The organism is Segatella copri DSM 18205 (assembly GCF_025151535.1).
GTDB lineage: Bacteria > Bacteroidota > Bacteroidia > Bacteroidales > Bacteroidaceae > Prevotella > Prevotella copri.
On the sequence record NZ_CP102288.1, the window covers coordinates 904,810 to 917,504 of the forward strand.

Consider the following 12,695-nt stretch of genomic DNA (forward strand, 5'->3'; position numbering starts at 1 on the left):
TTTTAAGAAATACGTATATTTTTATGACGAGAAAAACAAAACTTCATGAAATCCGCGACTACGTTATCATTGCCCTGGCGATGATAGAAGGTAGTATCGGTTTGAACATCTTCCTGCTCCCCAATCATATCACGATGGGTGGTGTAGGAGGTATCGCTTCTATCCTTTACTGGGGATTTGGCATCCCGGCATCTGTATCTTATCTGGCGCTCAATGTGTTCCTGCTTCTCATTGCATTCCGCATTCTGGGCTATAAGTTCTGTCTGAAGACCATCTATGGTGTTGGTATCTTTGCCTTAACTACCCGTCTGATAGAGACGCATACGGTAGGCATGACGCCGCTGCTTCACGACCAGCCGTTCATGGCAACGGTCATCGGTGCGTTCTTTATGGGCAGCAGTGCCGGTCTGGGTCTTTCCTGCAATGGTTCTACGGGTGGTTCTGATACCGTAGCGGCGATGATCAACAAGTATTGGAACATTTCCCTGGGTCATGCCATCATGATTTGCGACCTGTGTATCATCACCAGTTCTTATCTGGTATTGCGCGATTGGGAGATGGTGATTTACGGTTATGTCTGCCTCTTTGTGCAGTCGCTCTGTGTAGATCATGTGGTGAATGCGTTACGCCGTTCGGTTCAGTTCTTCATCATCAGCGACAAATATCTGGAGCTCAGTGCAGCCATCAATACCGCCGCCGACCGAGGTTGTACGGTGATGGATGGTCATGGCTGTTATAGTGGCAAAGATGTCCACATGCTGTTTGTATTGGCGCGTCAGCGTGAGTCTCAGAAGATATTCCGTCTTATCGACGAGATAGATCCTACCGCCTTTGTCAGCCAGAGTGCCGTCATCGGTGTTTATGGCGAAGGTTTCGACCGTTTCAAGGTAGGCAAGAAGATAGGTTTGCCGAAGAAGAAATAGATAAATGGAAAAAGGGTGTGTCATAACTGCATGACACACCCTTTTTTAGTAATTTTCTAAGTATAGACATCTATATCCTCTGGCTTCGGCTAGATGTGGAAATCTACCAACTTCAGCCATCGCTTGACATCAAACGACGGACAGTCTTTGTGTACGTTCGGCAAATCGCGGTGGCCCAGTATCTCTGCATCAGGATAGGATAGGCAGAGGCTCTCCAGAAGCGAATACAGAGCCTGATTCTGGGCTGGAGTGCGCGTATCGGCAGGCTTGCCGTTCTTGTCGAGACCTCCCTCATAACAGATGCCGATGCTGTGGGCATTGTAATGACGGGCATGGGCTCCTACTTCCGATTCCGGACGACCCGGATATACCACACCATCCTTCGTGATGTAATAATGATAGCCGATACTCTTGAAACCGCGGGCAAGATGGCAGGCCTCCAACTGCTCGAATGTGAAATCCTGAGTCACTCTCGTGGCAGAACAGTGGATCACGATGAGTGAAATGCTACGATGTTTCTGTGTCATGGCAACCTCCCTTCTTTTAGCAGTTCTGTACACAGAATGAGCTTGCTACAGCTGTTAATACCGTGATGAGGAAGTTGATGATGGTTTTCCAATTTACTTTTTTCATTTTGCTTTGTTTTTTAATGATTAATACTAAGTGGATAATGATAGTCACATGCTTGTTTTAGTGGTTGAAATTTAGTTTCAGTAAGCGTTTCTGGAAGAAGAAGGGCGGGGGAGGAACTGCCAGCCCGGATACCCGTAAAAGGCAGGTTCTTGAGTCGTTATGATTTGCTGTTTATCCGTAATCGTCAGGATGAAAACCAGCCGCTTTGTGCCTTCGGAATATCCCTGTCGCCGGTCAGTTCTCTCCTTCCTTCTTCTGTCGTTTCGCATATTTGAGAGACGGATAACTACTCCAGACCGTCTCCGTTGTCGCCTGTTCCGTCGGTGCTGCCACCTGGTGATGTGCTGCCGCCCTCAGTGGTTCCGCCGCCCTGTGTGGTATCGCCTGCAGCGCTCTCGCTAGAGTTGAGGAGATCCATGGCGTTCTTGGCGTTGGCATCGAGAGAGAGCTGTGTGTTGCTGAGCTTGCCGGTAGCACGTGCTCTGAGACGGTAGCCTTCTACAAACTTGGCGAGGCTCCACTCCTTGATGCTGGCGGCTCCCATCTTGTTGATGATGCCGATGGAGAAGATGGCAAGGTTGTCTATCTTCACAGCCTTGTTCTGGAGCACGAGCTCCTTCACACAGCTCACCATATCGGTGAGAAGGCCCTTGATGGCACCCTTCGAGAACGGGGTGTTGTGGCTCGCCATGTGTTCGGCGAGTTCATCGATGCCGACGGTTTCTGTTACTACTGGTCGCGCATAATACTTGCCATACGCTTCCTTGATAGTCTTGTTCTTGTTCTTCACTAATTTGATGAGAATCATACTTTTAAAAATTTAGTTTTAGTAAAAGCAGTCTGTGTCTCCGCCGAGACCGTTGCTGCATCAACCTCTCTGATTGACGATACAAAGATACAACATTCCCGAACCCCCAACTATGCGATTTGTGCGATTTGCAGGGATTCGGGAAAAAAAGGTTGAAAAAAGTGGTATTTTTTTATGGTTCATCTAGAAATTCGATGATTTCTGCTACTTGTTGCCGGGTGTAGAAGTGGGAAAACTTGCCGGCGTAGCCCGAACAGAGGCTCTGCTTGAGCTCGGGACACCGGTTGATCCATCTCACCAGTCGGTTGAGCGCTACCCTGGGGGTAGCGGTGGGAAAGTAGAGCATGGCGAGCTCTGCCTTCCCGTAACTTCTGTCTTCTATCATAATTTGTTCGTTTTTTCTTTCGCATATCAGGAAGTTAAAGGAGTTAAAGGAGTTATCGCTCCCTACGGTCGCTGAGGAGTTAAGACAATAGTCTTTTTGGCGTAGTTTTTCAAGCAGTAAGACAATGTCTTAACTCCTTAACTCCTTAACTCCTTTAACTTCTGAACTTGCGAAACTTGAATAAAAAAATCCCTCCGAAAGATACGGAAATATCTCCGAAAGATAAAAAAATATCTCCGAAGCAGAATTTCCTAAAATGGGAGATCCTCGGGCGGAATATTCTCGCTGCCATCCATCTTCTGGTTGTTCTCTATCTCGTCAGGACGCATTTCTATCACCTTCCAGCCGTTGCCCGTCTTGCGGTGAATCTTCTTGAATCCCAGCGCCTCCATGAACATCGAAATATCCTTGTTCGACATCGACTGGCGGAAGGCGGGGTTCGTGCAGATGCGCTCCATCACATCACTCGCCGTAACAAACTTGCAGAACTCGGACGGCGTATCGGCATCAGGAACACGGTAGAACTTGTTGATGCGCTCGGCTATGTAATTGTTCACTCGGAAATAAAGATTGTGGCGCTGTATCTCCTCGTTCTCCTCCTTCGTAAACCAGTAAACCCAGTCGCAGGGCTCACCCCTCCGGCGCTTCTCTATCACCTCCTGAGCCAGTGCCACAGCCTGGGAGTAGATGCCCTCGTAATTGAAGGGGAAGTCGATGGGACTCTTGATCTTCTCGATGCGCCAGATGAGGAAACGGCGGTTCTCGTCATCATCTATGATATGAACCTCATTGCTCGTGGCACAGAACCCCGCATTGTTCTGCAGAATGCAGTCCCACTCGGCATAAGGGATTCGCATGCTGATGTTGCGCTTCGTGATGTTGCTCTTGAAGGAATCCAGGTTCTTACCGCGCAGACAGCTGAACTCATCGAGACATACTATCGCCTTGCTGGCACACATCTGCAGGAAATCCTTGTTCTTGTAGTCGCCCGTAGAATCGTTGGCGAAATACTTGCGCAGATGGGGCGGCAGAAGATGGTCGAAAAACGTGGTCTTGAAGATGCCGCCCTTGCCTACGAAAACCATGATAGACTGGTTGGTGACATCGGGCCGAACCCAGCAAACCACCATGTTGACCAGCCATTTCTTGAAGGCATAGGCAAAATCCTCCTCCGTATGGCGGTAACCGCCGGTCTGCATCACGGTTACCCGATGGGCCAATTCAGCGATATAGTCAGTCTTCCGGTCCCATTTCGGCAGACTCTTCAGATATTCCTCCATGGGATTGAATTCGGGACTGAAGTTGCTTCTTATCACCGTATCCAGCTTTTTCTGGGTGGTGCAGATGTTATCCAGTTCCATCTTCACGAACAAGGAATTGCTCACCCGGGTATCCACTTCGGTCCAGTCGAGATAGAGTTTCTCTCCGGTGTTGATGGCGCGCACTTCATACTGGTTGCTCAGCGTGTTGTGGTGCATTTCATATCGGGCTCCCAGCCATCCCAGCAGTGCTCTCATGCTGGTATAGCGTTTCTGCTCATCATCTCCCTGCTGTCTTATCTTCCAGGTTCCCAGCCGCTCGGTATGCTTGTAAATCTCCCGTGCCACCCGCTCGGTATCGGCATATTCGCCGCCAAACTTATCTGCCATGTGTTTCACAGCCTCCTCTTTTTCGGCTCCGAAACAGAGGCAGAATGTGGCGTATCTCACTACGTAGCTGTTGTGATGATGCTCCTCAAACCGCTCTTCCCATCTCTCTGCCAGTTTGTCTACATACTGCAGAATCTCTTCGGTAGTGAGCGTTTTGGGTGGCGCCTCGTCTTCCTGTTTGCGAGGGCTTTTCTTTCTGGGTTTTTCAGCCTCCGTCTGCCTTTTCCTGTTCTGTTCCTCCTGTTGCTTTGTGGCTTTTTCGAATTCCTCTACCTCCTCCTGGGTGATGGCGAAGACCTCGGCATTCCAGTTGAAGTAAGCCTCGGGGTCGTAAGCCAGTCCGCAGCTTCTCACCATGTCCTGGCATTGCTTGTCGCAGCAGATACCCAGCAGTTTGTCGTACACGCTCATGGCTTTCCTGATGGCGAGCTGGTGGAGCTCGGTGGCAGTGAGATTGCATCCTTCAGGCCGCATATATCTGAGCAGGATGCGGAATCCCTTGCCCGAGACGGTGATGTAGAAGACCATGGTGAAGGGGATTTTCCGGGCGGTCTGCCTGAGTGCCGCGATATTTTTGGGGGGCACGTCGTCATAATCGAGCATCAGCCAGTAGGTTTCCTTCTGGAAGTCAGTCAGCTTTTTGGAGCTTCCCTTGAGCTGCACGCTGGGAGTGATGCAGGGCAGCCGGTGCTTGATGTCCTCTGCCGTTCTCTTGTCCACCTTTATCATCGACCTGTAGCCTTCGGTATTGGTTTTCACCGGTGCCGAATGCATGATGGTGTACTCCAGCACCTCTCTGTTGGGGAGAGGCTTGCTGGTAGAGGTCTTCAGAGTCTGGAAAAAAGAGGGCAAGACCTCTTTCTCCTGTTCTGTTTCCGGGTTATTTCCGGTCTCGTTTGTGGGTTTAATCTCTTTCATTTCTTTTTGGGTTTTATGAATCTGTATCTTCTAATAATTCTTTAAGTTTATGAGTAATATACCAGTAGGGAAGGCTATATCTCCAGTAGCTCCATGCTCTGTTATGTTCCCTCCAGTATACCGAACCTTTGTTCTGTTCCCATATGTACACTTCATCGCAATAATACTGGAATCTTGTTTTATGATGGACATTTTCTTCATGAACCCAGGTTTTACCTTCGAAGGCATCATCTTCGTCTTTTTCCATGAGAATGGTTTTGATGGCTCTATCAATAGCGAATATGTACTCTGGTATGAGCGTCATCTTATCTGCCTTCTTATCGATAGTGTCCTGTCCTCCAGCTTCTTTACGAATCATAGTTGGTGATACGCCACATGTTTCTGCGATAGCCAGCTTAAATCTGGCTTCATCTTCAAGTTCTGCCATAAATTTCAGCAAATCTTTTTCTCTTATATTTTTCTTCTTTTTCATGTTGCGAAGGTATACAAAATGATTTACTTAGGCGGCGAGTCCTATAGGACTCGCTTTTTACAAAGAATAACCTAGGTTAAACTTTTTAACATGGTGGCTTTGCGCCCATTTTTGTTGGGGTATTTTGAAGAAGAAGTAGTGAAGAAGCGAAACATCGGAAAAGTGACGAGGTGAAGGGTGAAGGGTATATTTTAAATCTTATATTATATTCTTTTTTTAGGATTTTTGGAAAATCCAGAAAGTCAGAAAAATGAAAAAACGGATTTTTTCCCTTGCCGCGCGTATATATAAAAAAGAGTTTTCAAACCTTCACCCTTCACCTTTTTATTTAACATTTTGTGTGTCAAATAGTTACGGGTGAAGGGTGGTGAAGGGTGTTTTCTGCTTTTTATAAACATATTTTAAGAATTCAGTGCGTTTTTACATATTTTAAGCGTTTGTTTTTGGTCCCGAAATGGGTGTTTTTTTTTTAGGGTCCATTTTTTCCTCTTTTCTTACCGCTGAAATCTTTGAAAAAGCGAGTGGGGTAGGAAATTCCGTCTTATGTTGTGTTAAACAATTATCAGATAAAAGAAGTTAACGATACCGAGAAAGGACTGGTTTTTAAACAAATATTAACGCAGAAAACTTGAAGTTTCGCATATTAGATTCAGGTTTCGCAGGTTCAGGAGGTAAAGGAGTTAAATCGTTAAATGAGTTAAAGAAGTTAAATGAGTTAAAGGAGTTATCGCTCCCTACGTTCGCTGAGGAGTTAAGACAACAGTCTTTTTGGCGTAGTTTTTTAAGCTGCAAGACATACGTCTTAACTCCTTAACTTCCTTAACTCCTTAACTTCCTGATATGCGAGGTTCAGTAAAGCAAAGGTAATGCGAAGCTTTTGTCGGCGAAAAATCAGAAAGGCAAATCCTGAATCCTGTTCTCATCCGTTACCCCGAAGATATCAGCCTCTTCCGGTTCTCCATCCGCAATCACGATATCCCTTATCTTCTTGCGGTAGCTCTTTACGATACTCCCGTTCTCCAGTTCCACCCTTCTCCTGATGCTCAGGTCCAGATATTCCTTTTCCCTTTCTATGCCCAGATAGCGCCTGCCGGTCAGCGAGGCAGCGATGCCGGTAGTTCCGCTTCCCGAGAACGGGTCGAGGATCCATGCTCCGTGCCGGGTTGAAGCCAGGATGATGCGTACCAGCAGGGCGAGCGGTTTCTGCGTAGGATGCTTGCCCTGCGATTTCTCCCATCTTGCGATGGCTGGCAGCCTCCATACATCCGTCATCTGTTTGTTCTCGTTCAGCAGTTTCATCAGGTCATAGTTGAAGTAGTGCGGCTTCTTCGGGCACTTTCTTGCCCAGATGATGAACTCGGTGCTGTAGGTAAAGTACCGGCACGAGATATTGGGCGGTGGATTGTCTTCGCCCATGTGATGACATTGAGGATTTTGAATCCGAGTTGCGTCAGTTTGTTTGCCACCGAGAAGATATTGTGATAAGTTCCCGAAATCCAGATAGTTCCGTTCTCCGTCAGGTGTTCCCTGCATTCCGCAATCCATTCCTCGTTGAACAGGTCGATATGTTCGGGCGTCCCTCCCTTATCCCATTCCCCCTTGTCTACGCACACCACCTTCCCGCTCTATACGCTGATGCCGCCGTTCGACAGGAAGTAAGGAGGATCGGCAAAGATCATGTCGAACTTGAAATCAAATTCGCCCATCAGCCGGATGCAGTCTCCGTGAAGGAGAGTGAAGTCATCAGCCCTATGATATATCGCCTTTTTATTCATCATTTCGGGTGCAAAGGTAATGCAAATATTTGATTTATAAATGATTAGATCATACTTTAACTTTCATGATCAAAAAAGATCAATTCGGCAGAAAGAAAAGAAAAATTGGTTAAAATGAATAAAAACGGAAAGTTTTTCATATATTTTTTTGTTCTTTCTGAATATTGATGTAAATTTGCAGAGTGTTTATTTATACAGGCTTTAAACGAAATAAAACTTAGCGAGATATGAAACAATACGAAGCTGTAATAGAGACCTTGAAGAGGTTGGGTGGATGTGCTACATTCGGTCAGCTGAATCAGGAGGTGTTCAAGATTGAGGATTGCACATGGAATACCAAGACTCCATTTGCATCCATACGTCGTATTGTGCAAGACCGCAAGGAAATCTTTCGCATTCGTCCGGGATTATGGGCTTTGGAGGAATATAGAAGCCTCTTGGCGGATAGGGGGATTGTGGCACAAGATGTGACGAATTCGGATTCTGAGCAGGTGCAGGAATTCAATCATTCCTATTATCAGGGACTTCTGCTGTATATCGGTAACATGAAGAAACTTGAAACCTATGTCCCTGCACAGGATAAGAACAGGAGATGTATCAATGTGAAGCTGGGCGAAATCTCCACATTGACGAAAGTTCCGCCATTCTCCTATCAGGAATTCGTGAATAGGAGTAGCACGATAGACGTTATGTGGTTTCAGCCTAATTCTTTGGGCAGCGAGGTGATGATGCCCGATAGTTTCTTTGAGGTAGAGCATTCTACGGATATTCAGAATTCTCTCTGTAAGTTTTCTGACCTCCAGTGTTTCAATGCCCAGATGTTTATCGTGGCTGATGCCAGGCGCCATGATGAATTTATAGCCAAGTTGAGCCATGATTATTTCAAGCCTATCTCGGATAGGGTGAAATTTGTAAGTTATGACAAGCTTGATAGATATTATGAGGGGCTGATGACGCAGAGAAAGAGTTCGCTTATTCTCTGATGATAGGATTGGCTTGTCTATATTTTCGATAAATAGAAGTGGTATTTGTATATACTAATTAGAAAGTGGTACACTTTTAAATTAGTATATACAGATGTGTCAGGTTTTTACGAATGCCTGAAATCCGTCATATTATTCATTTTAAGGCTTAAGAAATATGGATTTTTTTGATTTATTGTTCGGTGGCGGTGAAGCCATACAGAGTATCTTTCAGCTAGGGTTTATCCCTAAAGAAGAGGACTTTAGAGAGTTTTCGAGTGTAGAATATCAACAGTTCAATGAGAAAGAGTGTGACATTTGCGGCAAGATGTACACATTCAATTCAGACTTCCCTGTTTCAGGAAATGATATTTATGCCTTCAGCGAGAAAGAGAAGGAGTTTATGCTGAAAGGGGCTGAGATTATTGACAACCTCTGTGAAAAGAAGACCTTCATCTCGGATGATGTAAAACTTCGATATGTTGCCACCTTATTGCCTGGCGTGTTCTCTGAAGGGACAAAATATGCTTGTAATGAAGAATAATCTATGCAAAAATGAAAAAGAGGGTGTGTCATGGATTTATGTCACACCCTTTTTGAACTACTTAACAGGGCGACAAGTTTGTGTCCGTAATTATCCAGGGCGTGCCCTGGGCTAGGAGCTTTTGGACCTTCAACCCGTACTTAAGCCACATGCGAAGTTCAGTAAGTAATTATTTTGAAAGTGCAAAAAAGATGAGAAAAGTATGGCGGTTTCGGAAAATAATCGTAAATTTGCAATTGGAAAACAAAGATTAGGAATTATGGTAGAGACTAACGATAGAATATTGCCGGTAGGCATCCAGTCTTTCGAGAAAATCAGAAAGGAAGGATACCTTTATGTTGACAAGACAGATATCATCTGGCAACTTGCCAACAAAAATAAAACGTACAACTACCTGAGCCGCCCACGCCGCTTTGGTAAATCTGTGCTGATCGATACGCTCGAAGCCTACTTCATGGGTAAGAAGGAACTCTTCGAGGGCTTGAAGATCATGCAGCTGGAGACAGAATGGGTGAAGCGTCCTGTCATCAGACTGGATATGAGTCGTGCAGGCGCAGAACCGGAAACTTTGCGCTCTTATCTCGACAACACTTTCGACAGATTAGAGAAGGAATATGGTATTCCACCTAATCCAACCGCCAAACTTGCCGACCGCTTCAATGCAATAATCGTGGGGGCGTATGAGCAAACCGGACAGCAGGTTGCCATCCTCATCGATGAATACGATTCTCCATTGCAGCATTCCTGGAAGACTCCTTATCACGAAGCATGTACCGCTGTTTATCGTGAAGTTTTTGCCATTCTCAAGGCAGATGATAAATACGAAAAGTTTGTCTTCATCACGGGTATCACCAAGTTTACGCAGCTTTCTCTTTTCTCTGTGCTCAACAATCTGAGCAATATCAGCTTTGAACCTGAATATGCTGCCATCTGTGGTATCACGAAGGAAGAAGTCTTACGTGATTTCAAGCCGGAAATCAATAAGTTGGCTGAATACGAAGACTGGACATTCAATGAAGCTGTTGCGAAGCTTACGGCTTATTATGACGGCTATCACTTCAGTCGCCGCAATATGGTTGATGTCTTCAATCCGTTCAGTCTCATCAATGCCTTGGCAGATTCTGATTTGAAGAACTATTGGGCTTCTTCGGGTGCAACCTCGCTGCTTCCAAAGTTTGTGGATGACATGGAGATTCGTTTGAAGGATTTTGATCATAGTGCCCTGTTGGACACAATCATAGAAACTTCTGACGTAACAGGCGGTGGAGCAGAGCTGTTTCTCTATCAGTCGGGCTATCTCACGATTAAGGGTTACATAAACGGAACTTATCTTCTTGGCATTCCTAACTTCGAGGTTCGGCAAGCCTTGAATGAAATCGTGTTGCCAACGCTTGCCATGCGCAAGAATAATGACCTTCAATCTACCCAGGCATTTCTGAATGTTCACCTCAGCCTTGGCAATCTTCCCGAAGCCATGAAATGCCTGAAGGCTCTCATAGCTGACGTGCCCTACAGCAACAAGAAGCTTGCCAGCATGGATATGGAGGAGCGCTACCGACTGATTATGAGCACCATCTTCTATGCTATCGGCTGCCGGGTAGAAGTAGAAAAGATGATTGCTACGGGCAGGATTGATATGGTGGTAGAAAACACTAACTTTATCTATGTGCTGGAGTTGAAGCTGAGTAACAATGGTGGTGTGGATGCTGCCACGGAGCAGATGAAAGCCAAGCAGTATGCCGAACCTTTCAAGGCTGATAAGCGCAAGGTAATTGCCCTTGCCATAGAACTGGATGATATGGGAAAGGGACTGGTTGATTGGAAGGAAGTATAATATTGCAAAAGATAATTGTGAAAAATATCTCTCCCAAAATTTTCCTATTCAAAAAAATATTCGTAACTTAGCAGCGCAAAACGTAAAGCATGTAGGAATATGGCAAAAATGGTAAATTTCTATCCTGTAGGAATACAGACATTCTCGAATATCAGAGAGGGTAATTATCTCTATATAGATAAGACCCAATACATCGTGGATTTTCGAGAGAAAAAAATGAAGTATGTCTTTCTGAGTCGTCCAAGACGATTCGGAAAGTCGCTCTTTGCATCTACCCTCCAGGCCTATTTCGAGGGAAGGAAAGAACTTTTTGAGGGATTGGCCATTGCTGATTATGAGAAGGATTGGGTGAAGCACCCTGTGCTGCATTTCGACCTGAGCGGCGCCAAGCACATGGGAGTGGAGCAGCTGGAAAGATACCTGGCTGATATGCTTGAAGAGCAGGAGACAATTTGGGGATATAAGACGCATCAGGTGGACGCTAACCTCCATTTGAAAGACCTGGTGAAAGAAGCATACAAGCAGACGGGTAAGAAGGTAGTGATTATCATTGATGAATATGATGCCCCTTTGCTGGATGTAGTGCATGAAAAGGAAAATTTGAAACCGCTGCGCCTCATCATGCAGAACTTCTATAGTCCCATCAAGATGCTCGACCCATACTTGGAGTTTACCTTCATCACGGGTATCACCAAGTTCTCGCAGCTCAGCATCTTCAGCGAACTGAATAACCTCGATAACATCAGTATGTTCGACCAGTATTCGGCTATCTGCGGTATCAGCAAGAAGGAACTTACCACTCAGATGAAACCGGATATTGAGGCATTGGGAGAAGACCTGGGTATGACGTATGAGGAGTGCCTGGCAGAGCTGACAAGATTCTACGACGGCTATCATTTCAGTAAGAAATCTGAAGATGTATTCAATCCGTTCAGTCTGGTAAAGGCACTGAATGCACAAAAGATTGCTCCTTACTGGTTTTCCGATTTATACATCCATAAAACAGTAAATGAGTACCTTTGTAATTTTGATGTTGCTAAGAATTATAATATTGGGGATTTGCCTGAAATTCCTTTTGGGGAGTCAGACATAATTCCTTTCCTTTATCAATTTGGAATTCTCTCAATAAAAAAATATAACCCTATTATTGGAGTATATACTATAGGTGTACCTAATGATGATATTCGAAAAGGGATATCTGATTCCATATTCTGCCGATGGTAAGCGCCTGTTTAAGATTGGCGTAAATTATGACAGCAACCAGCGGACGATAGGTGATTGGATTATCAAGGAATAGGTCACTTGAATCCAACCTTGTTTTGCCATGATGAAATGCTATACAAGATAGATAAGTAATTATACGAAAGTAAAATCCCCCATCCCGCTTGAGAAAGCAGGATGGGGAATTTAGTATTATTTGGCCAATAATGATGTTAATTTCATTCAAATATTTGGCGTTGTCAAGATTTTGCAGTATATTTGCATCCAAAGAATTTAAAACTACTTTAGCAACCAGATCTTATTCCAACAAAGATTAAGGATATTGTTAAATTTAAAATAATTAAGGATTATGAGTGAAAGTGAGATTGAGGGCTTTATCAACAAAGTTGAATCAGGCTTAGTTGAAGCTCAGCATGATATGTTGGTAGAAAAGGCTTTATACAATCGTCCTGTTGTCATTAGTGACGGAAATGGCGGGGTAGTAGAAGTTTCTGCCAAGCAATTATTAAATTAGAAAAGGTTTTATCATTCTTTTAACTAGAGTCGCCCTTTGCGGCATGGATTTTTAATA

Annotated in this window: 12 protein-coding genes and 1 pseudogene; 6 read left to right on the plus strand and 7 right to left on the minus strand. The window is 44.9% G+C overall.

Annotated elements, in window-relative coordinates; translation table 11 throughout:
• Positions 1-23: 23 nt before the first annotated feature.
• Positions 24-923: a YitT family protein gene (locus NQ544_RS03670; protein ID WP_006846749.1), complete on the plus strand. Its 900-nt coding sequence runs from the start codon at positions 24-26 to the stop codon at positions 921-923.
• An 89-nt stretch (positions 924-1,012) separates the two neighbouring features.
• Here NQ544_RS03670 and NQ544_RS03675 read toward each other — a convergent pair whose 3' ends face one another.
• The 7 genes and pseudogenes from NQ544_RS03675 to NQ544_RS03705 form a co-directional block, all read right to left on the minus strand.
• Entirely contained in the window at positions 1,013-1,450 is a 438-nt protein-coding gene (locus tag NQ544_RS03675) for an N-acetylmuramoyl-L-alanine amidase (RefSeq protein ID WP_006846748.1), read from the minus strand.
• 16 nt (positions 1,451-1,466) lie between these two features.
• Positions 1,467-1,556 carry a smalltalk protein gene (locus NQ544_RS03680; protein ID WP_022120265.1) on the minus strand — a complete coding sequence of 30 codons (90 nt, stop codon included), beginning with the start codon at positions 1,554-1,556 and terminating at the stop codon, positions 1,467-1,469.
• Between the two features lie 286 nt (positions 1,557-1,842).
• The gene (locus tag NQ544_RS03685; RefSeq protein ID WP_006846745.1) at positions 1,843-2,364 is read right to left on the minus strand and encodes an HU family DNA-binding protein; all 522 of its coding nucleotides are present in this window, start codon (positions 2,362-2,364) and stop codon (positions 1,843-1,845) included.
• A 172-nt stretch (positions 2,365-2,536) separates the two neighbouring features.
• A complete protein-coding gene (locus tag NQ544_RS03690) occupies positions 2,537-2,749 on the minus strand; it encodes a DUF4248 domain-containing protein (protein WP_006846744.1) in 213 nt (70 codons plus the stop codon).
• Positions 2,750-3,000: 251 nt separating this feature from the next.
• Positions 3,001-5,316, minus strand: a complete 2,316-nt coding sequence (locus NQ544_RS03695; protein WP_006846743.1) for a BT4734/BF3469 family protein — start codon at positions 5,314-5,316, stop codon at positions 3,001-3,003.
• 13 nt (positions 5,317-5,329) lie between these two features.
• On the minus strand, positions 5,330-5,788 hold the full coding sequence (locus tag NQ544_RS03700) for a hypothetical protein (protein ID WP_006846742.1): 459 nt from the start codon (positions 5,786-5,788) through the stop codon (positions 5,330-5,332).
• An 891-nt stretch (positions 5,789-6,679) separates the two neighbouring features.
• Positions 6,680-7,563: pseudogene (locus NQ544_RS03705) on the minus strand (DNA-methyltransferase).
• Between the two features lie 227 nt (positions 7,564-7,790).
• Between NQ544_RS03705 and NQ544_RS03710 the strand changes: the two are divergent.
• The 5 genes from NQ544_RS03710 to NQ544_RS03730 all read left to right on the plus strand — a co-directional run bounded on the left by NQ544_RS03710 (position 7,791) and on the right by NQ544_RS03730 (position 12,638).
• Positions 7,791-8,546 (plus strand): type II restriction enzyme NmeDI-related protein, encoded by a 756-nt coding sequence (locus NQ544_RS03710; RefSeq protein ID WP_006846738.1) that lies wholly within the window; start codon positions 7,791-7,793, stop codon positions 8,544-8,546.
• A 157-nt stretch (positions 8,547-8,703) separates the two neighbouring features.
• A complete protein-coding gene (locus NQ544_RS03715) occupies positions 8,704-9,069 on the plus strand; it encodes a hypothetical protein (protein ID WP_006846737.1) in 366 nt (121 codons plus the stop codon).
• Positions 9,070-9,328: 259 nt separating this feature from the next.
• The gene (locus NQ544_RS03720; RefSeq protein WP_040552611.1) at positions 9,329-10,903 is read left to right on the plus strand and encodes an ATP-binding protein; all 1,575 of its coding nucleotides are present in this window, start codon (positions 9,329-9,331) and stop codon (positions 10,901-10,903) included.
• A 99-nt stretch (positions 10,904-11,002) separates the two neighbouring features.
• Positions 11,003-12,127 (plus strand): ATP-binding protein, encoded by a 1,125-nt coding sequence (locus NQ544_RS03725; RefSeq protein WP_006846735.1) that lies wholly within the window; start codon positions 11,003-11,005, stop codon positions 12,125-12,127.
• A 346-nt stretch (positions 12,128-12,473) separates the two neighbouring features.
• Positions 12,474-12,638 carry a DUF8506 family protein gene (locus tag NQ544_RS03730; RefSeq protein WP_006846734.1) on the plus strand — a complete coding sequence of 55 codons (165 nt, stop codon included), beginning with the start codon at positions 12,474-12,476 and terminating at the stop codon, positions 12,636-12,638.
• Positions 12,639-12,695: the final 57 nt, after the last annotated feature.

Excerpts from the sequence above, each read along its gene's own strand:
- NQ544_RS03730 (WP_006846734.1), top strand. The coding sequence starts at position 12,474 with ATGAGTGAAAGTGAGATTGAGGGCTTTATCAACAAAGTTGAATCAGGC.
- NQ544_RS03715 (WP_006846737.1), top strand. The coding sequence starts at position 8,704 with ATGGATTTTTTTGATTTATTGTTCGGTGGCGGTGAAGCCATACAGAGT.
- NQ544_RS03720 (WP_040552611.1), top strand. The coding sequence starts at position 9,329 with ATGGTAGAGACTAACGATAGAATATTGCCGGTAGGCATCCAGTCTTTC.
- NQ544_RS03680 (WP_022120265.1), bottom strand. The coding sequence starts at position 1,556 with ATGAAAAAAGTAAATTGGAAAACCATCATCAACTTCCTCATCACGGTA.
- NQ544_RS03685 (WP_006846745.1), bottom strand. The coding sequence starts at position 2,364 with ATGATTCTCATCAAATTAGTGAAGAACAAGAACAAGACTATCAAGGAA.
- NQ544_RS03670 (WP_006846749.1), top strand. The coding sequence starts at position 24 with ATGACGAGAAAAACAAAACTTCATGAAATCCGCGACTACGTTATCATT.
- NQ544_RS03710 (WP_006846738.1), top strand. The coding sequence starts at position 7,791 with ATGAAACAATACGAAGCTGTAATAGAGACCTTGAAGAGGTTGGGTGGA.
- NQ544_RS03695 (WP_006846743.1), bottom strand. The coding sequence starts at position 5,316 with ATGAAAGAGATTAAACCCACAAACGAGACCGGAAATAACCCGGAAACA.
- NQ544_RS03725 (WP_006846735.1), top strand. The coding sequence starts at position 11,003 with ATGGCAAAAATGGTAAATTTCTATCCTGTAGGAATACAGACATTCTCG.
- NQ544_RS03690 (WP_006846744.1), bottom strand. The coding sequence starts at position 2,749 with ATGATAGAAGACAGAAGTTACGGGAAGGCAGAGCTCGCCATGCTCTAC.
- NQ544_RS03675 (WP_006846748.1), bottom strand. The coding sequence starts at position 1,450 with ATGACACAGAAACATCGTAGCATTTCACTCATCGTGATCCACTGTTCT.
- NQ544_RS03700 (WP_006846742.1), bottom strand. The coding sequence starts at position 5,788 with ATGAAAAAGAAGAAAAATATAAGAGAAAAAGATTTGCTGAAATTTATG.